This is a genomic window from Acinetobacter sp. WC-743, assembly GCF_000335555.1.
Lineage (GTDB): Bacteria > Pseudomonadota > Gammaproteobacteria > Pseudomonadales > Moraxellaceae > Acinetobacter > Acinetobacter bereziniae.
Window position 1 is genome coordinate 18,664 of record NZ_AMFQ01000031.1, and the last position, 26,584, is coordinate 45,247.

General features: G+C 37.2%; 23 protein-coding genes and 1 pseudogene. 10 read left to right on the forward strand and 14 right to left on the reverse strand.

The annotated features are described in order from the left end of the window. Positions 1 to 207 precede the first annotated feature (207 nt). The 3 genes from ACINWC743_RS04450 to ACINWC743_RS04460 form a co-directional block, all read right to left on the reverse strand. Positions 208 to 1,599, reverse strand: coding sequence for an LLM class flavin-dependent oxidoreductase (locus ACINWC743_RS04450; RefSeq protein WP_009584506.1), 1,392 nt, complete (start codon positions 1,597 to 1,599; stop codon positions 208 to 210). 209 nt (positions 1,600 to 1,808) lie between these two features. Then, positions 1,809 to 2,723, reverse strand: coding sequence for a DMT family transporter (locus tag ACINWC743_RS04455; RefSeq protein WP_005032330.1), 915 nt, complete (start codon positions 2,721 to 2,723; stop codon positions 1,809 to 1,811). Positions 2,724 to 2,827: 104 nt separating this feature from the next. Then, a complete protein-coding gene (locus ACINWC743_RS04460; protein WP_004824594.1) occupies positions 2,828 to 3,298 on the reverse strand; it encodes a YaiI/YqxD family protein in 471 nt (156 codons plus the stop codon). Positions 3,299 to 3,568: 270 nt separating this feature from the next. Here ACINWC743_RS04460 and ACINWC743_RS04465 point away from each other — a divergent pair, with 270 nt between their 5' ends. Continuing rightward, positions 3,569 to 4,498, forward strand: coding sequence for a hypothetical protein (locus tag ACINWC743_RS04465; RefSeq protein ID WP_035300301.1), 930 nt, complete (start codon positions 3,569 to 3,571; stop codon positions 4,496 to 4,498). Between the two features lie 877 nt (positions 4,499 to 5,375). On the opposite strand, the gene serC is transcribed toward ACINWC743_RS04465, so the two are convergent. From serC to ACINWC743_RS04480, 4 genes and pseudogenes are all read right to left on the reverse strand, one after another. Then, complete coding sequence (gene serC / locus ACINWC743_RS04470; RefSeq protein WP_009584520.1) at positions 5,376 to 6,455, reverse strand: 3-phosphoserine/phosphohydroxythreonine transaminase; 1,080 nt, start codon at positions 6,453 to 6,455, stop codon at positions 5,376 to 5,378. Positions 6,456 to 6,600: 145 nt separating this feature from the next. Beyond that, positions 6,601 to 7,092: a GNAT family N-acetyltransferase gene (locus ACINWC743_RS04475; protein ID WP_009584537.1), complete on the reverse strand. Its 492-nt coding sequence runs from the start codon at positions 7,090 to 7,092 to the stop codon at positions 6,601 to 6,603. Between the two features lie 218 nt (positions 7,093 to 7,310). Next, positions 7,311 to 7,397: pseudogene (locus ACINWC743_RS24255) on the reverse strand (LysE family translocator); the annotation flags it as partial. 85 nt (positions 7,398 to 7,482) lie between these two features. After that, positions 7,483 to 7,893 carry an SRPBCC domain-containing protein gene (locus ACINWC743_RS04480; RefSeq protein ID WP_005032334.1) on the reverse strand — a complete coding sequence of 137 codons (411 nt, stop codon included), beginning with the start codon at positions 7,891 to 7,893 and terminating at the stop codon, positions 7,483 to 7,485. A gap of 186 nt (positions 7,894 to 8,079) precedes the next feature. Between ACINWC743_RS04480 and ACINWC743_RS04485 the strand changes: the two genes are divergently transcribed. From ACINWC743_RS04485 to gltP, 5 genes are all read left to right on the forward strand, one after another. Next, a complete protein-coding gene (locus tag ACINWC743_RS04485; protein ID WP_005032336.1) occupies positions 8,080 to 9,585 on the forward strand; it encodes a TolC family protein in 1,506 nt (501 codons plus the stop codon). Positions 9,586 to 9,599: 14 nt separating this feature from the next. Next, positions 9,600 to 10,832, forward strand: coding sequence for an HlyD family secretion protein (locus ACINWC743_RS04490; RefSeq protein WP_009584540.1), 1,233 nt, complete (start codon positions 9,600 to 9,602; stop codon positions 10,830 to 10,832). Between the two features lie 2 nt (positions 10,833 to 10,834). After that, positions 10,835 to 11,968, forward strand: a complete 1,134-nt coding sequence (locus ACINWC743_RS04495) for an ABC transporter permease (protein ID WP_035300303.1) — start codon at positions 10,835 to 10,837, stop codon at positions 11,966 to 11,968. Then, positions 11,961 to 13,076, forward strand: coding sequence for an ABC transporter permease (locus tag ACINWC743_RS04500; RefSeq protein ID WP_009584518.1), 1,116 nt, complete (start codon positions 11,961 to 11,963; stop codon positions 13,074 to 13,076). The genes ACINWC743_RS04495 and ACINWC743_RS04500 overlap by 8 nt, the downstream gene beginning before the upstream one ends. A gap of 270 nt (positions 13,077 to 13,346) precedes the next feature. Further along, on the forward strand, positions 13,347 to 14,636 hold the full coding sequence (gene gltP, locus ACINWC743_RS04505) for a glutamate/aspartate:proton symporter GltP (RefSeq protein WP_004824615.1): 1,290 nt from the start codon (positions 13,347 to 13,349) through the stop codon (positions 14,634 to 14,636). Positions 14,637 to 15,177: 541 nt separating this feature from the next. Here gltP and ACINWC743_RS04510 read toward each other — a convergent pair. The 7 genes from ACINWC743_RS04510 to ACINWC743_RS04535 all read right to left on the reverse strand — a co-directional run bounded on the left by ACINWC743_RS04510 (position 15,178) and on the right by ACINWC743_RS04535 (position 22,539). After that, entirely contained in the window at positions 15,178 to 15,585 is a 408-nt protein-coding gene (locus ACINWC743_RS04510) for a hypothetical protein (protein ID WP_009584541.1), read from the reverse strand. A gap of 3 nt (positions 15,586 to 15,588) precedes the next feature. Then, positions 15,589 to 16,101, reverse strand: a complete 513-nt coding sequence (locus ACINWC743_RS04515; protein ID WP_009584514.1) for a hypothetical protein — start codon at positions 16,099 to 16,101, stop codon at positions 15,589 to 15,591. Positions 16,102 to 16,336: 235 nt separating this feature from the next. Beyond that, complete coding sequence (locus ACINWC743_RS25060) at positions 16,337 to 16,462, reverse strand: KGW motif small protein (RefSeq protein WP_009584508.1); 126 nt, start codon at positions 16,460 to 16,462, stop codon at positions 16,337 to 16,339. Between the two features lie 267 nt (positions 16,463 to 16,729). Further along, positions 16,730 to 17,086, reverse strand: coding sequence for a hypothetical protein (locus ACINWC743_RS04520; RefSeq protein ID WP_009584511.1), 357 nt, complete (start codon positions 17,084 to 17,086; stop codon positions 16,730 to 16,732). 79 nt (positions 17,087 to 17,165) lie between these two features. Beyond that, complete coding sequence (purL, locus tag ACINWC743_RS04525; RefSeq protein ID WP_009584507.1) at positions 17,166 to 20,999, reverse strand: phosphoribosylformylglycinamidine synthase; 3,834 nt, start codon at positions 20,997 to 20,999, stop codon at positions 17,166 to 17,168. A 185-nt stretch (positions 21,000 to 21,184) separates the two neighbouring features. After that, positions 21,185 to 21,664 carry a hypothetical protein gene (locus ACINWC743_RS24740; protein ID WP_228129100.1) on the reverse strand — a complete coding sequence of 160 codons (480 nt, stop codon included), beginning with the start codon at positions 21,662 to 21,664 and terminating at the stop codon, positions 21,185 to 21,187. Between the two features lie 299 nt (positions 21,665 to 21,963). Beyond that, entirely contained in the window at positions 21,964 to 22,539 is a 576-nt protein-coding gene (locus ACINWC743_RS04535) for a hypothetical protein (protein WP_009584524.1), read from the reverse strand. 337 nt (positions 22,540 to 22,876) lie between these two features. On the opposite strand from ACINWC743_RS04535, the gene ACINWC743_RS04540 reads away from it, so the two are divergent. From ACINWC743_RS04540 to ruvB, 4 genes are read left to right on the forward strand one after another with little or no spacing between them, the layout of a single operon-like run. Next, complete coding sequence (locus ACINWC743_RS04540) at positions 22,877 to 24,217, forward strand: deoxyguanosinetriphosphate triphosphohydrolase (protein WP_009584529.1); 1,341 nt, start codon at positions 22,877 to 22,879, stop codon at positions 24,215 to 24,217. Next, positions 24,217 to 24,882, forward strand: a complete 666-nt coding sequence (locus ACINWC743_RS04545; protein ID WP_009584539.1) for a hypothetical protein — start codon at positions 24,217 to 24,219, stop codon at positions 24,880 to 24,882. Before ACINWC743_RS04540 ends, ACINWC743_RS04545 begins: the two co-directional genes overlap by 1 nt. Positions 24,883 to 24,905: 23 nt before the next feature. Beyond that, positions 24,906 to 25,508, forward strand: coding sequence for a Holliday junction branch migration protein RuvA (gene ruvA, locus ACINWC743_RS04550; RefSeq protein ID WP_005032363.1), 603 nt, complete (start codon positions 24,906 to 24,908; stop codon positions 25,506 to 25,508). Positions 25,509 to 25,525: 17 nt separating this feature from the next. After that, entirely contained in the window at positions 25,526 to 26,527 is a 1,002-nt protein-coding gene (gene ruvB / locus ACINWC743_RS04555) for a Holliday junction branch migration DNA helicase RuvB (RefSeq protein WP_004824631.1), read from the forward strand. Positions 26,528 to 26,584 lie beyond the last annotated feature (57 nt).

A 26,584-nucleotide genomic window follows, 5' to 3' on the forward strand; every position in this document is an offset into this window, starting at 1 on the left:
AAAAAATAATGCCCACATGAAGTGGGCATAATATTGAATTTATCGTGTTGTATTTCTAAGAGATGCATCTCGCCTATTGTTTTATGGAACAGAAACATTTAAATATCACAGAAGCTTCAATAAAACCCTAAACACTCGCTTTAATTAAGGCAATTTAGAAACTAAATAGTCAATTTTAAAAAGACCTCTAAAACCAAGCAGAAACAGTTAACTGGCTTGTGCAAATTTGTCTTTAATTCCTTTTCTGAATTGTGCACCGCGATGACTTTCTGCCAGATGTGCGCCCTGTCCGAATAATTTTTCTCTTAATGTTCCAGTCCGATATTCAGTTTGATAGACCCCACGTCGTTGTAATTCGGGGACAATATACTCCACCACATCGATAAAAGTTTGATGTGCCAAAATATAAGCCAGATTGAAACCATCTACGTCAGTTTCTTCAATCCAGTGTTGCAATTCATCAGCAACCGTTTGAGCTGAACCGACAATTACAGGACCATTTCCACCAACACTATTCCATTGTGCAATTTCTTCTATCGTCCATACACGATTAGGATCTGCATTAACATAAGCATCTAACATTGATTGAATAGCATTGGTTTCAATATATTCCACTTTATCTTTTGCCTGATATTGTGAGAAGTCTACTCCAGACCAGCCTGAAACTAATGTTAGCGCCCCATCATAACTTCCATAACTTTGATATTCCTTAAATTTATCCTGTGCTTTTTGATCGGTTTCATCAGTCACAATAGACAATAATGTATAAATTTTAACAGCATAAGGGTCTCGCCCTTCCTCACGCAATTTCTGACGAATGCTCTGAACAATTTTCTTTGCAGCAATTTTTGAAGGTGGTGCAATAAAAATACATTCCGCATTTTGACTGGCAAATTTTTGTCCACGAGATGAAGCCCCTGCTTGGTACAATACAGGCGTACGCTGTGGTGATGGTTCACAAATATGAATACCAGGTACTTTAAAATATTTACCTTCATGCAAAATCGGGTGAACTTTGGTATGGTCTGCAAATTGACCAGCTTGTTTATCTCTTAAAACTGCTCCTTCTTCCCATGAGCCTTCCCAAAGCTTATACAGTACTTCTAAATATTCATCTGCAACGTCATAACGGTCATCGTGATTGAGTTGTGTGCTTAACCCCAGATTTTTAGAGCCACTTTCTAGATAAGAAGTGACAATATTCCAACCTACTCTCCCCTTAGTCAAATGATCCAAAGTACTGATTCTTCGCGCAAAGGGATAAGGGTGCTCAAATGAAATAGAGGTGGTGACGCCAAAACCTAAATGCTGTGTCACTGCTGCCATTGCTGGGACAATTTGTAACGGATCATTTACAGGAACCTGTACTGCTCCTGTTAAAGCATGCTCAGCACTTTGATGATATACATCATAAATTCCCAGCACATCTGCGATGAAAATCCCATCAAATAAGCCTTTTTCTAAAATCTTGGCGAGATCAGTCCAATATTCAATATCTTTGTATTCTGTAGAACGGTCTGATGGATGACGCCATAACCCCGGAGATTGATGTGCAATACAATTCATTTCAAAAGCATTAAAGCTAATTTGCTTAGTCATTTCTATTCAACATCGGTATTCATATTATTTTTATCCTATGCCATTTATGTCTATTCTTTTATCTTAATATCTTCGAAGATTATCATGAAATTTTTTATATTATTTTATGGCTTATTTATATTGTTTTCTCACATCTTTCCATATTGCTGTGTTTAAAACAAAAATAAATAACTTTGAAAGTAATACTACAATTTACTGAGTATAAATAATCAAGATGAAGTTTTGATTTTTTCAGCAAGTCTTCGACTGGCTTTAAAATCTTTATAGAAATATAAAAATAAACCACAAATTAATACGGCTGCACCAACAAATACCGTTATTGTCAGTTTTTCATTATTCAACATTGCCCCCAAAAACATGGCGATCATTGGTGTCATGACCGTTGTTAAGGATAAAGTCGTTGCTTTAATATTTTGAACCAATTTGAAGTAACAGAACATCGCCAACAATGATGCCATCAACACCGTATAAATCAGGGCAAATAAAGATTTAGTTTCTGGGATATGTGTTGGGGCATGTTGCCAGATAAAAGGAATAAGACAGCTTGCTGCTAAGGTTGAAACAAGAATTGAACCTGTTGCTTGTGCCATGGGTAGCACATCGGCATTGACCTTTTTGACCCAAAAAATTGACAAAGCATAAGTAAATACACTCATCAACATCAACCCGATACCGATAGGATGTACATGTTGACTTGCACTACCACTCATACAAATGATTGCCAAACCGCATACCGCGACCAGCATGCCTAACCATTGAATTCCAAGCAAGCGTTGACCAAAACCAAAACGACCAATCAATCCCGCCATAATCGGTGCTAAACCAAACATTAACGCAATAATTCCTGAACTCAAATAACTGGTTGCTGCATAAGTAAAAATCTGCGAACCAATCAAACTGAATGATCCTGCAAGGTAACTATGCAAAGCAATTTTATTGAGCGGTAGTTTGACTTTGAGGATTAAAAGTAAAAGTAATGCAATCGGCAATGCGATAAAAAAACGCAATACCAACGCCCACATCATATGCAAATCAGCCACACTCCAAACAATCGCCAAAGGCGTGCTTGCCCAAATGAAGACCAATAAAATATAGGTCGTCACTAGGTTAGATTTGGAAGGCATAATTTGTCCTGTAAGTCATCAGTTCAATTCAATGGATTGTCGAGTTAGAGATGATAAGATCAAACAATTATAAAAATTCAAAATAAAAAGCGAATGAAAATGGCTTAAATCGAAGTTTTCCGTTTCTGCTTTTGAATTGTTTGATCTAGGCTGCTCGAAAATTCACGTTTATCACGTTCAGAAATTGGCGGCGGTCCACCTGTTTGTACACCTGCTCCACGCAAAGTATCCATGAAATCACGTAAATGCAGTCGAGCTTTTACATTGGCTGAGGTATACACCTCTCCACGTGGGTGGATTGCAACACCCCCTTTCTCAATAACTTGAGCAGCCAAAGGAATATCTTGAGTAATCACAATATCATGCTCACCCATACGCTCAACAATCTCTTGATCGGCTTGATCAGCACCAGACATCGCCTGAATTGAATTAATTCGAACCGAAGGCGTGATTCCAACAGGTTGATTGGCAACAAAAGTGACTTCGAGTTGGTAACGATCAGAAGCGCGTAAAATCACTTCACGAAGAATTTTAGGAAGTGCATCTGCATCGACCCAAAGTTTAAATGGCAGCACAAAATATCTCTAATCAAGATTTTCAAGCATTTTAGCAAAATGCTTATGATGTGTCCTATGCTTATTATTTTATTTGTTCGTGCTACCTCAATATCATATTAATCTTCACAAGAAGATTCTTATATTGTTCATTTAAAATACAACCCGAGCCATTCTTGTCGAAAATTCGCTTTAATCTTCTGGTTTTTCTTATGATTTTACATTTCGTGACTTGAAATTTATACATCATCCTCGATTTAATAGAATAAGAGAGGCATTTAATACGTGAAAATGAACAATCAAAACAGACCTGAAACAATTATCATCGAAGATCAAAATTTTGGTAGCCATGTCGAACATTGGAATCTTTTAACTGAGAATCCAACAACAGAAGTGCCCAAATGGTTAGGTCTTGCTTTAGATGCGCCTGTTATGCCGATGGGTCTATGTTCACAAGAGTGCGATATGGATGTATCAACTTGGCTGATTCAAGGTCCAAATGGCTCTGCTGTGCAATTATGCCAAGTCATCGATGTTGAAAATAATAAGCCTAAAGCCGTCAAAACCGCATTTCCTAGTTTTGAAAGCCCATATCAATTAAATGCTTCTATTGATCGTATTATCACCTGTAAAACCAATACTCAAGCAGTACTGAGTTTAAAAGTTGGAACTAACAGTGTGGTCTACGCCTTTGATAGTTTATACAGTGTCAACAGTCATCAATACCTACAAGATCAGCAATATAGAGTTCAATTAAATGCATGGGCATATGAACTAGAGAAAGTTTCTGATCATGAACAAATCATTGTTGATGATCCTGCTTCAATCAAACATCATCGTGCATTGAATGATATTCTTTCACAAAACAATGGTGTTGCTCCAGAAAACTTGCAAGAGCAAATCGATGCATGGGAACCCAAATCTGAGGACGATAAAGCTCCTGTAACCGTTGATTTTTCAAAAATGGTAGCATATCTGTACGGTGAAACACTCGGACAAGAAGATGAAGCATGGTTCCAAGGCAAAGTCGTTGGAAAGACCCAAATGCAGTTTATGCAACAAGATTACACACTTTACGATGTGACCTTGATTCTTGAAGAAAATCAACCTGCGATTCTTGTTCGAATCGCAACCAAAGACCCTGCTTATAAAAATTTCGAAATTAGTCAATACATTCGTGGCAATATTTGGATTCAAGCCAATATTTATTCTGCTGCATAAACTTGTATAGCATTAAAAAAAGCATGATGAAGGTCCATCATGCTTTTTTATTACACGTTTTGTAACATTTTTGATATATTGAATTTTTGCTGTTCAATTTTTCTTGTTTTGAATTCAAAATAACGATTTATCCACAATTTAAATTCAAAATGAATTAATCTCCCCCAATTTGTTTGTTAATAAATTAAGCAATATAAGGAATTATTTTAATAATCAAGTGATCCCTATGTTTCTCAAAGTAGAGATTTATGAATTTATAAATAAATTTAAAAACAAACATTTAGACCTAAAAATTAAATTATTAAATATCATTGATTTGTATATAGGCTAAGCTCGTTTAGCATGCATTTCTGCGTATTTTTTCCGATAAAATTTTGAAACAGCCAAAGTTACCCACAAACCATCCACAAAACCCATGTTTTAAATTCATACTGTTTATATTTTTTTAAAGATAATAATTTCTCAAAAATTATAATAATTAGATTTAGCGCTTTATTTAACCAGCCAATTATGTTAAAAATACGACGAACCAGTAGGATTTAACAATAATTTAAAATCTAGGCTCAGTAATGAAAATTATACCTGAACAATCGACTAGTCTAATCAATCAAGTTAGTGGTTTTCACTTACGTTTGGATAAAGGAGCATGTTGCTTTTTTGTTCTGGGTATGTTTTTAGCTGCAATATTGATCCATATATTAGGCATCTTTCCAACGACTTAATGCGCAACATGATCTATTTACATAAAAAATCCCTCTTGATGATGATCAGAGGGATTTTTATTCGCTTTAATCTTCGCCCTTCCTTTCTCTAATCTTGAAGTTAAAGAAAGAATACCATCTCTAAAAGATGGCATGTTTTTATTCAGAACAGCCTATTAGCCATTACGTTGAGCGAAATCATCCATAAAGTTGACTAATGCCTGTACACCTTCTAAAGGTACAGCATTATAAATACTTGCACGCATTCCACCTACTGAACGGTGACCTGCAAGATTTAATAAATGATTTTCTTCCGCCTCTTTCAGGAACAATTTATCAAGTGCAGCATCAGCCAAGGTAAAAGGTACATTCATGATCGAACGGTTCTGAACTGCGATTGGATTGTTATAAAAATCGCTTGAATCAATATAACCATAAAGCAATTTAGATTTTTCAAGGTTGGTTTTATGCATTGCATCTACACCACCCTGTTCAAGCAACCACTCAAACACAAGACCAGACAAATACCATGCATAGGTCGCAGGCGTATTGACCATAGAATCATTTTTAGCTTGTGCACCGTATTTCAGTAAACTTGGAATTTCAGGTTTTGCTTGATCCAACAAGTCATCACGAACAATCACCAAAGTTAAACCTGCAGGACCAATATTTTTTTGCGCACCGGCATAAATCAGACCAAACTTTGAAACATCCAGTGGTGCAGATAAAATACTTGATGATAGATCTGAAACTAAAGGTTTATTGGTTTCAGGAATATTGGTAAATTGAATCCCACCAATCGTTTCATTGTCGGCATAATGAACATAAGCAGCATCATCAGACAAATCCCATGTACTTTGCTCAGAGATGGCTAATTTCCCCTCAATTGTTGTACCCGCCTCAACAATATGAATATCACCATAACGTTGCGCTTCTTGAGTAGCCTTTTCAGACCAAATCCCAGTATGGATATAATCTGCTTTTGAGTTTTTGCCCAATAAATTAAGTGGAATTGCAGAGAACTGAAGTGATGCGCCACCTTGCAAGAACAATACTTTGTAGTTCTCAGGAATGTTCATCAATTTACGTAAGTCTGCTTCTGCTTTTTCAGCGACAGCCACATAGTCTTTACTACGGTGGCTCATTTCCATGATGGATAAGCCTTTACCATGCCAATCCAATAACTCAGCTTGAGCTTTTTCTAAAACGGCAGTAGGTAATGCAGCAGGACCAGCACAGAAATTGTACGCGCGCATGATTTTTCCCTTTTATAAAGTGAAACGAATGAAATAGGCGCATTTAACCACAAATCGCCTTTTCTTGCAGTAGCTTTATCAGTCAATATTTCAATGTAATTGCATATTTAGAGCTAAGTTTTCAATAACAAAATTTGAATATTGTTTAAATTTTAGGGATCAAGTAGGTCACTGATTTATATTTTGGTTGTTCCGAACAATAGATGGGCGTTCCATTTAAAGATTCAGCGATACGACAGCTTGCATAGTTTTCAATTGCAACAGGATAAATAAAAGCTTCAAAATTAAAATGTCTTGAAGCCCAATCGGCAATTGCTGTCACGGCTTCTTTTCCATAAGCAAAGCCATGGCGATCTTCTCTAATCCAGATACCTAACTCAGGTCTTGATTGCTTTGCTTGATGAAAACCAACCAGACCCAAAAATTCATCATTCAATTGATCTCGAATGACAAAAACCCAATCTGACTCATCTTGAATGGTGATTAACCATGTTCGCCAAATATTTTCGAAAGCATTTTGATCTTGAGGTGGGTCCCAGGACATATACTTTGTCAATGTCGGCGTAATGCAGGCATAACACTCATCAGCGTCATCAGAAGTAAACGGTTTTAAACATAATCTTGTTGAACTGATCATATATTTGGGTTCTTTAGAGATATTGTTGGTTTGCAATCAAGTAGATGGATATAGCCATAAACCGTCTTGGCTTGTAGTAGACTTATTGGTCAAAATTGCCGTGTATTTTAAGTTTATAATCTATAATTCAATCAATTACTACTAGAGTCTGTTGATAATTCGTCTATGTTTGCGACTACACGTGTTTTTTAACTGATACTAGACACGAAATAAGAAATTTTGCCAGTTAATCCTGAATTTAACCCAATAAAATTGACTGGACCAGGGCTATACATCACACTCAAGGTATACAATAAGATTTCCAAAATAGTACCCAACTTCGATCTAAAATATTTTCAGATCATTAAGTTAAGTACTTTAAAATATTTTGTATTATACGTTTGTACAGCGCTAATTTTCGTTTTCCACATAGCGCGCAAAATTATCTAATATGGCTTGCCAGCCTGCACGCTGTTGTTCAACAGGGTATACAGTTTCAGGATCAAAGCTTATGCGAACCAATATAGCTTGGTCCTGTTGAGTAAAGGTAATTTCAGCTTGGCGCTCTCCAAATGAGTATGCAATTTTTTCATTTGGAATAATCTCTGTATAAGTGCCAGCAAAATCAAAGCCCATACTGCCATCCTTAGCTTCCATACGATTTGAAAACTCGCCACCGATGCGCAGATCATTTTTCGAATTTACCGTATGCCAATCAGGTGAAGCTGTATTCCACTGCTCTATATCCTGAGGGTTATTATAAATACGCCATACCACATCTATGGGTGCCTTAACTAAAGATTCCACGATAATTTTTGACATTTTCTTCTCCATAATTGTTTTTCGATTCGATTGTTATTTAAATATCGCCCCAGCGATTATAATTTAATCAACCCTATATACTGTATAAAACTACAAAACTACACATATTCTTAGGGCTATTTAGATTATTTACTCCAGCCTTTTCCATGTAAAATAGTTTTTAAATTTAGTCAGATGCAAAAGATTATGCTGATCAAATCACAACACCTTAAAAATAGAAAAGCATTATCCAAAACACTTCAACTTTCAACTTTCGGATATGTTTTTTACAGCCTGATCTTGGGGCAAATGAGTTTTGCTGAGAATTTAAGCTACAGCCAAGCAGAACAATATTTACTTGAAAATTCTTATACAACTCAAGCCAGTGACGCTTTAAATCGAGCATCAAAACTTCAAGCTGAGGCTGTAAAAAATATTGGTTTACCACGTGTAGACTTGAATGTCCGTGCTTATAAATTTCATACTGAAACAGACCTTCCATTAAACGGTGTGAAAAATAATCTCGAACAAACCTTATCGCAAGGTGTCAATGAACGTGTTGATCAATGGCAATCAGAACAAAATATTCCTTCCACGATCACGGATCCTTTAAAACAGGGATTAACACAAGGCATTCATAGTGGTATTGGTTTAATTCCAGATACAGCAAACGTTGTGTTAGAAGATGAAGTTGTTCGCCCAACAGTTTCAGTAATGATGCCAATTTATACTGGTGGTGTTACATCCAGCACCAAACAAATTGCAAATTTAAAAGCTGAACGTAGTCAGTTGGACGCTAAACAGCAACAAGATACGCAACGTTTTGAAGTGATACAGGCTTATTTTAATGTGCAATTACAACAACAACTTGCAGATGCCAGCCGTTTCAACCTTAAAGCAATGCAACAACACTATGACAATGCCCTCAAACTGGAGAAACAGGGTTTTGTCAGCAAAGGACAGCGTATGCAATTTGAGGTTGCACGAAATAATGCCTTGCGAACTGAACAAAATGCCACGGCGAATTTACAATCCAGTCAGTTTCAACTAAAAAATTTACTCAATAAATCCAGTATAGACCAACTAACAACCCCACTTTTTGTCAATCGTCAACAAAGCCAATCCCTAAATCAATTGCTTGATTCTTATCCTGAAACATCAAGTCTAGTTCGAAAGATGCAGATGGATACACAGTTGGCCAATCAAAATGTCAAAATTCAAAGTGCAACCAAAAAACCTACGTTATTTGCTTTTGGGGAATATAGTTTAGATCACAATCAAAACTGGATTGTAGGAGTTGCTGCCCGTTACAACTTATTCTCAGGCATTGATAAAAATAAAAATGTACAAGCTGCTGAATTGCAGCGATATGCGACTGAATTGATGACTGCACGTACCCAACAAGAGATTGAGAATATTATTTACAAATCTTATAGTGAGTTAAGTACAGCCCAACAATCCAACCAACTTTTACAACAAAATGAACAAGCTGCGCTCGAAAATCTCCGTATTCAGCAATTGTCATTTAAAGAAGATATGGGGACAGCGAGCCAAGTGATTGATGCACAGAATCAATTGAGTGTATTAAAAACTGAAAAAGCACTCAATGCTTATAAATATGTAATGGCTTTGGCGACCCTACTGCAAAGTCATGGCTCAATTTCTCAGTTCAAAGACTATGTTAATCAAACCAACACCGATTTTATTCGTTGAAGATGGAGCTAAAAATGTCACAAGAAAATAACCATCAGAATACGCATAATGATTCAACATCAGACGCTAAGGTAAATGCTGAAAGGTCGCATGACAACATCGCCAATACGCAAGCCTCAGATCAAGTTCAGGAACATCAGAACAACTCAAGGTCACAGGATGATCGTGTAACCAATGAGGCTGAAAACTCCACATTATCTCAGTCAACTGACGATCCAGCACAAGTAATTCAGCATTCTACAGTCAAGGAAAATGCCTTTAAAAAAAGAACTGTAATTGCAATTGGTTTGATTGTTCTCATCATTCTTATCGGATTGATTGCATTTGGATTATGGAAAAGTTACCAACCTAAAACTGTAGATGTGCAAGGTCGTGTAGAAGCAGAAACACTGCATGTCAGTACCAAAGTGCCCAGTCGAATTGAGGGTATCTTTGTCAGTGATGGACAAAAAGTGAATAAGGGTCAACTTCTAGTTACTCTGAGCAGTCCAGAAATTGAAGCAAAAAAACAGCAGGCTCTTGCCACCCTACAATCAGCTTTGGCATTGCAATCCACAACTGATCGTGGCTCGCAACAAGAAAATATTGATACCCTCTATGCCAATTGGCAAAGTGTAAAGGCACAAGAAAATCTTGCTAAAGCAACCTATCAACGTGGTTCCACTCTTTTTGCTCAGGGCGTAATTTCACGCCAACGCCGTGATGAAATGTTTGCTGCTGCCCAATCCGCCACGCAAATGAGTGAAGCTGCCTATCAACAATATGCGCGTGCCAAACGTGGCAGCACTGCTGAACAAAAATCAGGTGCTGATGCACAAGTTGAGATTGCTAAAGCAGCTGTTGCAGAAGCAAATGCGCTAGAAGCAGAAACCAAACTCTATTCACCTGTGAATGGCACTGTATCTAAAACCTATGGCAAACCATCTGAATTGGTTGCGATTGGTGTCCCTGTGGTGAGTATTATCCAAGATGAAGAAAAATGGGTCAGCTTAAATGTTAGAGAAGATCAATATGCACAGGTTTATCAAGCAAAATCACTCGATGGATTTATACCTGCATTAAACAAAACTATTTCATTTCACATTAAAAACATCGATGCAGAAGGTGAATTTGCAACCATTAAAACCACGCGTCAAACAGGCGGTTATGATATTCGTAGCTTTAAAATTAAATTGACGCCTGCTGAAGCATTGCCTGATTTGAAGGTTGGTATGAGTGTGATTTTTAAACTTCAAGAGCATCAATAAACATGTGGGCGAGCATGCGAAGAGAGCTTCGATATCTGTTTATACATAAGTGGGATTTATGCTTAGTCACACTCGCTCCTTTGTTTGTTATTGTTTTATTTAGTAGCATGTTTTATGCAGGCAAAGCAGAACATTTACCGATTGCCATTATTGATCAAGATCAAAGTGAGTTAAGTCGTAATATCGAGAAATATCTCAGTCACAACCACACACTTTCGATTCATACCGTTTCAAATGACCCAAATCAAGTTGAACATTTACTGAATCAAACCAAAATTTGGGGTTATGTACATATTCCTGTAGGTGCTGAACAAAGATTGGTACAAGCACAAGATGCGCAAATCAGCATTGCATTTAACCAGTCCTATTTCAGTATCGGAAATGGCATTTCATCTGCAATGCTACTCTCAACAGTTGAGGCAATCGGTGATTTTGCACAACACTCTTATTATCAAAACAAAATTCCTTATGCTGAAATCACGACACCGAATGTTAAAATCTCACCATTATTTAATCCAAATCTGAGTTATGAGTTCTATCTAGAACCTTTTATGATTCCAGCAATTTTGCACCTCTTGCTTTGTTGTTGCGTTGCTTTTGCAGTTGGTCAAGAACTGAAATACGCAAGTGTTAAGCAATGGGTTCAAGGACGATCTGTCTTTACAGCATTGCTGGCTAAAAATATGCTCTATGTATTGATCTTCTGTTTTTGGACATGGGTCTGGATGTTTTGGCTGGTTGAAATTAGAGGTTGGTTTATTGCTGGAAGTTTATGGATGATCTTGCTTGGACAATTTTTACTTTATACAGCTTATGCCCTAATCAGTAGCACAGTTGTTCTTGCAACCAAAAATTTATCTAAAACCTTTGGCTTTATTGCAGTCTATGGCGGTTCTTCTTTGAGTTTTGCAGGTGTCACCCTGCCTTTGAATAATGCCCCTATCTTCACTCAGTTTTGGGCCAATATTATTCCTTATACACCTTATGCAAAATTACAAACTGAACAATGGGTCGTGGGCAGTCCCATTTTTATCTCGATGCTTCCTCTCGGAATTTTAACCATTTATTGTATTTTATATGGTGCAATCTCTACTTTGCTCCTCAAAAAAGTGGTTCAAGGGGCGCAATATGATTAATTTCTTTAAAGCACTCGCTCAACACTATTTTGCCACTTTTAAAAATATAGCGAAAAATTCGTCCATATTGACCACGATGATACTCTCAGTATTTTTTTATAGTTTTTTTTATCCTACTGCCTATAAAGCCCAGACAGCAGAAAACTTACCGATCATTATTGTAGATGAGGAACAAAGCTTTCTCAGTCATCAAATTATTGTCGAAGTTTCTAAAAGCCCCAATGTAGCAATTACAGAAATTACGGGTAATTTTGAACATGCTAAACAAATGGTTCAACAACAAAAAGCCGATGGTATTTTATTGTTGCCTGAGAACTTGTCCAATAGTGTTGTACGAGGCGAAGAAGGCGGTATCGGTTTATATTTAAGTAGTGCTTATTTTCTTAAAACTAAACAAATTGGTTTAGGTCTAGCGACTTCGATTGAAAATACAATTGCAGAGCATGCAGAAAGGTTTGGGAAAATTTCACACTTTCAACCCTCAATTCCTGTTCATCAAATTCCACTATTTAATACTTTATCTGGATATGGCAGTTATATTTTTCCAGCAATTGCACCATTAATTATCCATCAGACCATCGTTTTAGGTTTATGCATGCTGCTTGCTGGTTATCGTGAACAATACTGGCGTGCTACCCTGCCTGAGTTTGTTGCGATTTATTTAGCCGCTTTAACCATCGGTTGTTTGGGTTGTTTTTATTTATTTGGTTTTACCTATTGGCTCAATGATTATCCACGAGGTGGAAACTTTTGGGGAATGCTATTTGCAGTACCCATCTTTATTAGCTGTGTAATTGCTATGGCAATGGTTCTAGCAAGTTATCTAGATATTTCAGAACGGGCTGGACATGTTATTGTTTTTACATCAATTCCTTTATTTTTATTATCTGGCGCTGCTTGGCCATTAGCGGCAATGCCGCATTGGATGCAAGCGTTTGCTCATATTTTACCATCCACACAAGGCATCAATTTGTTTATCCAACTCAATCAAATGGGTGTACCCACTTTCATCGTTATTCCTAAGTTGATCTATCTTGGATCGTTGTTTGCAATTTTGATGATATGGGCTTATCTCCGACTCAGCAAAAGACATAAACAAATAGAATGAATATGTAAAATATAATTTATATAATTAATAAAATTTCACAATAAAATCGAATAATTTAATCAAACTGAATTATTTTTAATCAATTAAACGCATTTTGAATAAAAATATTAGTATTACAGAGTCAAATAGCGTCAGAATACACCATTTTCAAAATACTCTGAATGTTCAGAATCTCCCACCCTAAAGTACCCACATACTTTAGCGGGATTTTTTTTTCATTTTTTTGATAGAGTTTTCTTTTCGCCAAAATCTGAATTTTAAGGGCTCAGTATGAAGAAAATGAGAATTAGCCTAGCTTGGCAAATTGTTATTGCGCTCTTCTTAGGTATCCTTGTTGGTGCATTCTTGCACAACTCTCCTGAACTTCGTAATGACATCGTTGCAAACTTTCTACAACCATTGGGTAAGATTTTTATTAATCTGATCAAAATGATTGTAATCCCACTTGTGCTTTCCATGCTGATTTTAGGGATTGCCAATGCAGGTGACAGTAAAAGTGTCGGTAAATTAGGTTTAAAAACCATTGTTTACTTTGAGATTATTACGACCGTCGCCATCATTGTGGGCTTGGTTGCTGCGAATGTATTCCAGCCAGGCGCAGGCATTGATATGTCTACACTGACAACTTCTGATATTTCTCAATATAAAGAAACGACACAGGAAGTCAGTCATGAAGCTCATGGTTTAGTGAATACCGTTCTTTCACTTATTCCACCGAATATCTTTGCTGCAATGAGCGATGGGCATATGTTGCCAATCATCTTCTTTGCAGTGATTTTTGGTATCGGTCTTGGATCATTATCTAAAGAAACCAAACAGCCTTTAATCGATGTATTAAAAGCTGTTTCTGAAACCATGTTTAAAGTAACGCATATGATCATGATGTTTGCACCGTTTGGTGTTTTCGGCTTGATCGCTGCCACTGTCGCAAACTTTGGTTTCAGTTCTTTATTGCCACTGATTAAACTGGCAGTATTGGTTTATGCAGCAATTCTATTCTTTATCTTTATCGTGCTTGGTTTTGTGGCTAAATTCTGTGGTTTCAGTATTTGGACAATTATCAAAATCTTAAAAGATGAATTGATACTTGCTTATTCGACTGCAAGCTCTGAAACCGTTTTACCTCGTATGATGGAAAAAATGGAAGCTTATGGTGCGCCTAAGTCAATCACCAGTTTCGTTGTACCAATTGGTTATTCATTTAACCTAGATGGTTCTACACTTTACCAAAGTATTGCGGCAATCTTTATTGCTCAACTTTATGGTATTGATTTAACCATCACACAACAAATTGTTTTAGTGCTTACACTGATGATTACCTCTAAAGGAATCGCAGGTGTTCCAGGCGTGTCTTTCGTTGTGCTACTGGCAACATTGGGAAGTGTGGGTATACCACTAGAAGGTTTGGCATTTATTGCGGGTATTGACCGTATCTTAGATATGGCACGTACAGTATTAAATGTGATCGGTAACGCACTTGCTGTTCTTGTGATCAGTAAATGGGAAGGCAAATTCGATACTGAAAAACAAAAATCTTATAATTTTGATGCCACACATTAATTTTTTAAGATGACTAAAACCACCTTTGGGTGGTTTTTTTATGCCTATAGTCAAACTGTCTAATGATTCATACAAGTACTTTGCGATCAATCATTGATATTCAATAACCTTTATACTCCTTAGAAGATTTTGATCATTCATATATTTTGCCCTTTTGAATCATAGATGGTCTTGATATCGTGAGGCGACATGGATGTCGCCATGTTGAGCGGGAGTATATGAGCAAAAAAAACAAAGCATTGCTTTGTTCGCAGCGCAAGCCCCCTGTTAAACGGAAGATTTTTGTTACTTTTCATCTCTGAAAAATAAAGTATCGCCTGCGCAAAACGGTTTAAACTTTGGAGGTAAAGCTTGGCAGTGCAAGCTTTAGGTCATCAAACAATATATCGATAGCATTCATTTTAGTGATCAAGAGAAATGATATTTTACTGTCTGAATTTTTCATCAAGTTGACTATATTTGTTAAATGCTCATGAGAGAACAAGCTTTATTATGAGTTATTTACCTTTAAGTATGATAATCAGCATTAATATTTAACATCTTAGCACTGATAAGCATACTGTCTTGATGGTGTATTACCCTGCTTTAAAATAATTTTAATCTGCTCATTTTTAGTGACATCAATAAAATCTTGAGTGATATAGCCTTCTTTTGCCACACATAAATGCCAATCGTAAAACTGCACACCATGAATCATTAGACTTTCAACTTTCCATTGCGCTTGCTTTTCAAAGTTTACGACGCCTATTTGGTTGCTATACTTTTCATCGTATTGGTCATCTATTTTTGCTGGACGTACACTGGTCACTAAGACGACTTTTACATTAGGAATAGCGACTCCCCGTTCATTTACAACATTTACAGTCAGTTGCGGCTTTTGTGTTTTATAAACAGGAAAACATCCTGTTAAAAAGATGAAAAAGGGAATTAAAAATATAGCTCTATTCATGATTTAACTTGTATAACCACAACTTAATTTTGAATTTCCTTGAGGTGTTTCATCTATAGCATTTTCAATATTCCATTCGTCACCTACAACCTTACGTAAATGATAAAGTACTGTGGTTGGCTCCCCTCGAAATACAAAATAATAGCCCTTGGATTGCGTATTTGCCAATTGATGTTTTTGTAATGCAATTTTGATTAGTCGAACCCCAAAAACATCAGTATCAACCGCTAAATCATCCTGTTCAGTATGTGCTGTTTTATAATACTGATGACCTTGTATTCCCAGATAAGTATGCCCTCCAATCGTCATCATTTGTTTTGATTTATTTAATTTGACCTGCTTTGGTCCATTTGCGCTAAAGTCACGCAATAATCCCGCAATTTTGCTTTCAGGCTTTTGAAAAATCATGTCGCAATTCAAAGCTTTGATGTCAATTAATGATCCAATTTGAACGCCTTGAGCATGCGTAAATTGCCACCCAAAAAGTATTGAAATCGCAAAGATTATTCTTGTCATATCGAAATCCTATTTTATTTACTTTCATTATTTTTTCAGCGCGATAAGCTTGTCTGATATTTAAAATAATATTAATTGTGAAAGTATAGCGTTAAATAATTTTTGAAATAAGATTAACTTTATAAATCATCATGTTTTTTATCATTTACATATACTTAGCATCATTTATAAAAATTATATGCAAAAAACCACAATCAAGTGGCTTTTGCGATTAAATGTGAATAAGAGTATTTGTTTAAGCAATAAAATATGCGCTCAAAATAATTACTATTTGTAGCAGTAAAACTGCACCAAACCATTTCCATCCTTTTTGGCGAAGGATGACCTTTTCTGCTGTTGAATAATTTACTGTTCTTATCATTTTATCACCTCATTCTTGCTACATGTTGGAACACCTTTAGGGCAAAACATTGGTCTTTTAATAGACAATTTATAACAAGCAAGAAATAAACCAACTTAAAAAATGTAACAAATTATCAATGCATTTATTGATGTTCACTCTAAGCTTCCCAGTAAAATTTTTTTTGTTCTAATGGCAATGAATCAATCAATTTTCTTTGTTGAATCCATTCAATGTGAGGACAACAATAGCCATCCAACTCAGCAATAAAATACTGACCTTTTTGATCTATAAGCTCGACTTGCACATAAAAATATCCCCATATAACGTTGAGGGCTTTAAAAGATGATCACGATCGAAGTCAATTTTAATCATAGCCAAACTTAAATCAGTCAGAAATTCATGATGAATACTTAAATAATGAACTAAATATTTAGAGAATTTTTGATGAACTTTCTCTAAAAAAACATTGTTAATGTCATGGTGTTGATTCAACAATTTAAAAGTAAAGCTCGATGTATTTAAATACTTTGTATGGCTATACAATACACCTATATCCCAGAACTCATCATAATCATGATAGCGATTGCTAAACTTATCCAAAATAACTCTTGTCACATCCAATAATCTTTTTTCATTTTTCATACATATTCAATTTTTTCAAACATCATAAACTAAAAAAAGCCCCTTACGGGGCTTTTACAATGCATTGGTATAGATCTAATTAACCAATAAACTTACGTGCATTACGGAACATACGTAACCATGCACCATCTTCAGTCCATTCTTCCGGTTTCCAAGAATGTTGAACTGCACGGAAATTCCGTTCAGGGTGTGGCATCATAATGGTGGCACGACCATCTTTTGAAGTTACACCAGAAATCGCTTCAGGCGAGCCATTCGGGTTCAATGGATACTGTTGAGTTGCATTACCCAAGCTATCAACATAACGTAAAATAACTTGATTACCCGCATTGAGTGAAGCAAAGTTTTCTGCAGAAGTTTCTGCACGACCTTCACCATGTGCAACAGCAATAGGTAAAATAGAACCTTCCATACCTTCTAAAAGAATAGAAGGCGTTTTTTCAACTTTGACATTGACTACACGTGCTTCAAATACTTCTGAAGTATTACGACGGAAACGTGGCCAGTTGTCTGCACCTGGAATCAGTGGTGCAAGCTGTGCCAACATTTGGCAACCATTACAAATACCTACGGAGAAAGTATTGTCACGATTAAAGAATTTTTCAAATTGATCACGCAACTTCGTATTGAACAATACAGATTTAGCCCAACCACCACCTGCACCTAAAACGTCACCATAAGAGAAGCCACCGCAAGCAACCAAACCTTCAAAATCATCTAAATCAACACGACCTGAAAGTAAATCACTCATGTGGACATCAACAGTATTGAAGCCGACTTTATCAAATGCAGCAGCCATTTCCACATGACCGTTAACGCCCTGTTCACGTAGAATCATCATGTTTGGACGACGTTCGTTGATATATGGCGCTTCAACAGGTTCATTTAAATCAAATGTTGGTAATGCGATTAAGCCTTTATGCTCACGGTCGCCAATCAATGCAAACTCAGAGTCAGCAGTTTCTACATTATCACGCAAGCGCTGGATTTGATGAGAAACTTCAGTCCAAGCTTGTTGTAATTCAGCACGCTCAAGCACTAGACCATTGACAGTGAGCTGATCAGAATCATCGACTGTACCAACTACAGCAATCGCATCTCTTAAGCTTGATACTGCAACCTCATCAGCCAAAGTAGCCCAATCTGCTTGAGAAATTTGCAATACTGCACCGATTTCTTCAGCAAATAAGCTTTCATTCGTTTGGTTTTCAAGTGACACACCTAAGCGTGAAGCAAACATCATTTCAGCAACAGTTGCCAATAGACCACCATCACCAATGTCATGATAAGCCTTGATTAAACCACGGTTATTCCAGTCTTGTACTAAAGCAAAGAATGCTTTGAAATCGTCAAAACTGTCAACATCTGGCGTTACAGAACCAATTGCTTTATATACCTGAGCAAGAATCGAACCGCCTAAACGGAACTGACCTTTAGATAAATCAATACGGACTAAAACAGAATCTTCATTTTTCAATTCAGGTGTTAAAGTTTTACGTACATCTAATACAGGTGCAAATGCAGTGATCACACCTGACATTGGTGAAGTGACTGCTTTATCTTCACCTTGATCATTCCAAGTGGTACGCATAGACAGTGAGTCTTTACCGACGGGGATCGCAATACCCAAGGCAGGACACATTTCCATACCAATGGCTTTTACACCTTCAAATAATGCTTGATCTTCACCTTTTTGACCTGCTGCCGCCATCCAGTTTGCTGATAATTTAATATCGCTGATCTGTTCAATATTGGCACACATGATATTGCTTATTGCTTCGGCAACTGCTAAACGTGCAGAAGCGGCAGGATTTAACAATGCGACTGGTGGACGCTCCCCCATTGCCATTGCTTCACCGGTATAACCTTGCAAACTGGTTGTGGTTACTGCGGCATCGGCAACAGGAACTTGCCAGCGACCCACCATTTGATCACGTGCAACCATACCTGTGATCGAACGGTCACCGATGGTAATTAGAAAAGATTTAGACGCAACAGTTGGATTTTTCAATACACGGAAAATTGCATCTTTCAAGTCAACTTTAGAAGCATCGAATGCATTGCCTTTACGTTCAATTGTTTCATATGAACGACTCATACGTGGTGTACCACCAAGCATGACTTGCATTGGCATATCCACCGCTTTGTTATCAAACAAAGGATCATTGACAGTAAGTTGACGTGCTTCTGTTGCTTCCCCTAGTACTGCAAATGGGCAACGTTCGCGTGCGCAGATTGATTCAAACAACTCTAATGATTCAGGTTTGATTGCCAACACATAACGTTCTTGTGCTTCGTTTGACCAGATTTCCATTGGCGACATGCCTGGTTCTAATGATGGAATCTTACGAAGATCAAGAATTGCACCTAATTCATGGTCGTTGACCAATTCAGGCATTGCATTGGAAATACCGCCAGCACCAACATCATGCACAGATACGATCGGGTTAAAATCTTCCATTCTCCAGCATGCATCGATCACTTCTTGACAACGACGTTCCATTTCTGGGTTTTCACGTTGAACCGAAGCAAAATCTAGGTTTTCACCCAATTTACCACTGTCTACAGAAGATGCTGCACCACCGCCTAAGCCGATCAGCATTGCAGGACCGCCTAAGACAATCAGTAAATCACCTGGTTGAATCGCATCTTTTTCGACATGATCAGGGCGAATATTACCGTAACCGCCTGCAATCATGATCGGTTTATGGAAACCTTTTACTTCACCATTTACGTTTTGTTCAAAAGTACGGAAGTAACCATTAAGTGCGGGACGACCAAATTCATTATTGAATGCGGCACCACCCAATGGACCATCAATCATGATTTGAAGTGGTGAAGCCATACGTGATGGTTTACCGTAATTCTCTTCCCAAGGTTGTTCAAAACCCGGAATATTCAGGTTAGACACTGTAAAGCCTGTTAAACCAGCTTTTGGTTTACCACCACGACCAGTTGCACCTTCATCACGAATTTCACCACCTGAACCTGTTGCCGCGCCAGCAAATGGTGCGATTGCAGTTGGATGGTTATGGGTTTCCACTTTCATTAAGATGTGGGCAGCTTGGCTCTTATATTTATAAACATAGTGCCCAGTTGCTTCATCTTTTTTAGGATAAAAACGTTGCGTGTCAAAACCAACAATCACCGATGCATTATCTTTATAGGCTGATAATACGTCTGTCGGAGATTCTTTATAGGTATTTTTAATCATTTGGAACAATGACAATGGTTGTTTTTCACCATCAATTGTCCATTCAGAACCAAAAATTTTGTGACGACAGTGTTCTGAGTTTGCTTGAGCAAACATCATCAACTCGATGTCGTGTGGGTTACGACCTAATTTATTAAATGCTGCTGTTAAATAATCAATTTCTTCATCTGATAATGCAAAACCGAATTCAGAGTTCGCTTTAACCAGTGCATCTTTACCTTGACCTAAGATATCAATTGAGTTTAACGACTTAGGTGCAGTTTCTGAGAACAATGCGGATGCATCATCAATTTTATTGAAAACGCTTTCTGTCATACGGTCATGTAAAACTTGTTTCACTTCTTCAGATACTTCAGAAATACCCTTTAAAGTAAACAAAACACCGCGTTCTAAGCGGTGTACAGGCGTATTACAATTGGCAAAAATATCGGTTGCCTTAGACGACCACGGCGAAATTGTACCGACACGTGGCGTGACTAAAATCTGTACTTCATCACTGGTTGCCTGATGTAGTTCAAACGATGCACCATCGTTTAAAAGCTGTAAAGCAGATTGCTGTTGTTGCTCGTTGAGCGCTTGGTCGAAAAGGTAAACCCATTGGCTTTCTATTGATTGAACAGAACTGATTGACGCAAGGCGTGTTAATAGTTGTGTTTGCTTAAAAGAAGAGTGTGCAGGTGCACCGGCAACGATAAACATGCTGTTTTTGGCTCCACGGGCAGGCTTTGGCAACCTACCTCAATGTGACTTGAAGAGAGCGCATATTCTACTGTGAAAGCAAGATTTCAGCTAGTCATATCCAACTTAAAAAATACTGAAATCTTGCTTTTAAACATTCGATTTACTTTGACTTTCGTCTTTAAACATGATTCGTAACAATTGAATTATTGAGCACTATATGTGTAGTCCCCTGTTTTCGGATCTTCTTTTGCAATGATTCCACTTTTTTGATAAAAAACTTTTCCACATGAAATATCTGGTTCAATTTCTCCATCAATTGCATAGGACAATTCAACATTTACATGTCTTAAATCGGCATTTTTGGGCACAGAATCTATAAAAAATACATCTAAACTTTCCATGTTATAGCAAACATAAATTTTTTCAGGATATGCGTTTTTATTCAGATCAATTGTATAAAGGTGGTCTGCTGTTTCTGTCATCCTGTCTAATTTGAGGGCAATCGTATTCACTAGATCACCATCATGATCTATCGCATAAGCATATTTTGCTGTTTCATTTTGATAACCTTCATTGCAGTTTTTTATTGGTTGTCCAATTTTTACTTTGCTTGGCGTAATATCCTCTGCAGTAAATTTAGATTTTCCATTCAACATACTGCTCGGTATGATGCTCCAATACACTTTTCCTTGTGCATCTGGATCATCTGTCCAGATACAATTATTGGTTAGATGACCATCTGAGGTTTTCTGAAAAGCAAAAGTTGCAATCGGCTGATCTATAGTAACTTTAGGTTTTCTTGAATCATTTTTCTCTTCATGCTTTGCTTTTGGGTTGTCATACTGCTGCGTATTTTCTTTTATTGTCCCCTGTTTGTTTTCATGCGATTGACTACATGCTGTAAATAAAATAGCTGCTGTGTATAAAAATAATTTTTTTTCATACTTTACTCTAATTACTCAATGATATTAAGTTAAATTTTTCACTGCTTATACGTGTAAACACCTGAATTTTCAACCATTGAAATTTTCCAGAAATTTAAGTTTTTTTGATTATGCATGGGTTTAGTGACGAATGCTCGATTTCCTAATTGATCCACAAAAGTATAATCTACTTGGTCTAATTGATAAGGTCGATCCCGGTCAGTTTGAATCAACTCCCATCCAGCATGATTAAATTTAGCAATAAAAATATCTTCAAATTGCTGTTGTGATAAATCTAAACTTGAAATTTCAAAGTGATAACGTTTATAAGTTGATTTTTGGTAGACCCATAGAAAATCATCATATTTTATCAATGGTAATTTTTCTGCAAAAATTAATTTTGATTGCCTGTAAAAATAATAAAAAATTTTAGGTGAGTTGCGAAGTCTCTCCTCTACAGTTACATCCGCATACTTCAAACGAGTTTTAGGTTCAAAGGAAGCTAAAAATTGTACGAATCCGTATAAAAATAATCCAATCACACCTATGATTGTTATTGCGAATACATTTGCTAGAAAACTCTCTAACAGTTGTTTCATTTCATCTTGTTGTTGTGGCTCTTTTGGGTTAACCAATTTGAACTCCTAAAAACGCAAGCTACTTTTATTTTATTTCCTAAATATATAAAATTAAAAATAAAATAAGTTGAACATATAAGACTAATGAATGTAAACATGTATAAAAATTTGATTTCACACTATCAACGACAATTTCTATTTCCTCAAAGAACTTAAATACCAGCCCTGACCTAACATTTGTGAAGTATCAACAGACTTCAAAAATTAGGGCGAAAAAAAATTTGGAAAAACGCGCCCAAATATAAATATAGTGGGACAACTTATGTCGCCCAGCTCTAGTACATCTTCCATAAATTTGGCATCATACAATTAACGAAAAAATGATAAATGATAAATGACTCAAATGCGTTGGTTAGAACTTCTCTCAACTGTTCGTTTAGGAAGTAAGAAACAAAGTACAGAACAAGCACGAAGCCCTTTTCATAAAGACTATGACCGCATTATATTTTCACAAAGTTTTAGACAACTGAATCGTAAAACTCAAGTCCATCCACTGACTCAACACGATGGTATCCATACACGACTCACGCACTCTCTAGAAGTTTCATGTATTGGTCGTTCATTGGGTATGCTGGCAGCCGAAAAAATACAAAAAGAACTTCCAATCTGGATTTCCCCAGCCGATGTTGGCGCAATCATACAAGCAGCATGTTTAGCACATGATATTGGCAATCCACCTTTTGGGCATGCTGGTGAATATGCCATTCGTGAATGGTTTGACGATGCAGCGCATACTGATTTTTTAAAAGACTTAAGTTCTGAACAACAAGCAGATGTTCGTCAGTTTGAGGGTAATGCGCAAGGATTACGTTTGCTGACCAAAATTGACTACCATCCTCATGATGGAGGAATGCGCTTAACTTACGCAACGTTAGGAGCTTACTTAAAGTATCCATGGTTATCCCAAACCATAGAATCTCAAGGTAATACACCTGCTAGTAAACGGGCAAAATTTGGCTGTTATCAAGCTGAGAAAGAAATCCTCAAACAAATTGCAGACCAACTTGGCTTAATTCAATTAGGTGAATATCGCTGGTGTCGCCATCCTTTAACCTATTTATTAGAAGCAGCAGATGATATTTGTTATGCCTTAATTGATTTAGAGGATGGGATTATTCTCAACATGCTTTCTTATGAAGAAGTTGAACCTATTTTTCTTGATTTATTAGGAGATTTTGGTGTACCTGCTGAATTAAATATGCCCTACACCACTTGGCAACAAAAGATTGCAGCATTACGTGGTCGTGTGATGAAACGTTTAGTTGAAGAAGTCACGACTGCTTTTGCAAAGCAACATTTCCAAATTATATCAGGACAACTCAAAGGCTCTTTATTGCAATACTGTTCTGAAGATATTGAACTGGGAATAGATCGTGCCAAAAACCTCGCTCGTGAAAAGATCTTTGAACATCCACAAAAGTCAGGGTTGGAAATTATTGCACATCAAAGCCTGCAACATATCTTAGATGCATTTATTCCACTGACCACACCACATAAAACTTTAAGTTTTAAAGATGGTCGCTTGATGTCCATTTTAGAACGTTTTGGCGCACGCTTTAGTGATAATCACTATGACAATATTATGCAAGTTCTTGATATTGTCAGTAAGTTTTCAGATCACCAAGCCTATAATTTGGCGCAAGAACTTCAAGGGAATAAGGTAGGGTTTTTCTGATGACATCACGCTATATTGATGATGGGGTGTATAAATCTCAGTTTATTTTTGCCGATCAATGGGTGCATTGCCCTGACTGCGAAACCCCAGGAATCATCCATTATCAAAAGTTAGACAAAACAACGTTCAGTTGTGAATGCACTTCGCATTTTGTATTTACGTGTCGTAAATGCAACCGTCACTTAGACAGTCATTCTAAAGAATACAATAAAGAATTTAATGGTCATTACTATGTTTATGTTACCGAACGCTGTCATTTTTGTGGTGGAACTCAACTCAGTGTAAACCAGAAAATATATCATCTTAAAAATCCAGTGACACATGTAAAGGCAATTTGTCCTATATGCAATAAGACTTCTCAACTCAGCGTAAAACCACGAGATATCGACTATGCCAACGCAAATCGACTTAAGCATACGCAATTTGGGCTTAAACTGTATTTGACTGCGCATACCCGACTTGGCAATCTCTACATACACAATCCTGAGCATTTACAAGTACTCAAATCCTTTATTCTCGCTGATTTACGTGAAAGAACACAAAATACAGGAAATTCCAGTTATTTTTCTCGCTTACCTGCTTGGATAAAATCTGCACGAAATCGTAAAGAAATCCTCAAAGCAATTTTGCGTTTAGAGCAAATGGCATCTACTATTCAACCATGAACAAAATTAAGTGAACCAATGCAATGATCGGATGTCTTATCGGTGAAGTCTTCGCTTTAGAAGCACCAACAGTACTTTTAAATGTTAATGGAGTGGGCTATGAAATTGACACCCCACTTTCAACATTTTGCCAACTGCAAAAAGGACAACAGGTCACCTTATGGACGCATTTAGCTGTTCGTGAAGATGCTCAATTGTTATATGGCTTTTCAAACGCGCAAGAAAAAACCATTTTTCGTACCCTACTCAAAGTAAACGGTGTGGGTCCTAAAATGGCTTTGGGTATTCTTTCTACCTTAAGTGTAGAAATGTTAGTGCATACTGTTGAAAATGGTGACGTCAAAACTTTGGTTAAAGTTCCAGGTGTCGGTACCAAAACAGCGGAACGCTTAATGATTGAACTTCGTGATCGTTTTAAGGCATTTTCGACAGGCAGCACTTCAAATAACTCGACTACAGCTCAAATACAATTTACAGGTAATTCTGCTGTTGCTGAAGCTGAAGCAGCATTACAATCGTTAGGTTATAAACCTTTAGAAGCACAAAAACTGATTAATGCCGTGAAAGCAGACTATACTGAAGCAAGCGACATCATCCGTGCTGCACTCAAATCCATGAATAAATAAGACAGATCAAAATACTCATGCAAGACCGTTTAATTAGTGGGACTGAAAAACCTGAAGATCATTTTGATCGTGCCATACGCCCAACATCATTGGATGACTACATCGGTCAGCCTGTAGTCCGTGAGCAAATGGAAATCTTTATTGGCGCTGCACGTGGTCGTGGTGAAGCACTTGATCATACTTTGATATTTGGTCCACCGGGTTTAGGTAAAACCACTTTAGCCAATATCATCGCACGTGAAATGGGAGGTAATCTAAAATCAACCTCTGGTCCTGTTTTGGAGCGCGCAGGTGATTTGGCAGCCATGCTGACCAATCTTGAAGAAGGCGATGTGCTCTTTATTGATGAAATTCATCGCCTTTCGCCTGTAATTGAAGAAATCCTTTATCCTGCCATGGAAGATTATCAGCTTGATATTATGATCGGTGAAGGTCCAGCCGCACGTTCAATTAAGCTAGATTTGCCACCATTTACCTTGGTTGCCGCAACAACTCGTGCAGGTCTACTCACTTCTCCATTACGTGATCGTTTTGGGATTGTGCAACGTCTTGAGTTCTATTCCGTTGAAGATTTAACCCACATTGTGGCTCGTTCAGCACATTTAATGGATGTGCCTACTACACCTGATGGTGCAAAAGAGATCGCTCGAAGAGCACGTGGAACACCTCGTATTGCCAACCGTTTATTACGTCGTGTGCGAGACTATGCACAAGTCAAAGGAACAGGTGAAGTCACTCAAGAAATGGCGCAACGTGCCTTAGATATGCTGAATGTTGATAAAGATGGGTTAGATACACTCGATCGTCGTTATTTGTCGATGTTATTAGAACGCTTTGATGGTGGTCCAGCAGGTGTTGAAGCTTTAGCCGCTGCGATGGCTGAAGATTCTGGTACTTTAGAAGATGTGATTGAACCTTATTTGATTCAGCAAGGCTATGCGATGCGTACAGCACGCGGACGTATTGCGACTAATCAAGCTTATTTGCAATTTGGTATGACGCCCCCCGAATCCAAGTAAGTTAGATCGGGAATATTAAATATTCCCGATCCCTATTGATGGTTTTGTATCCATCAA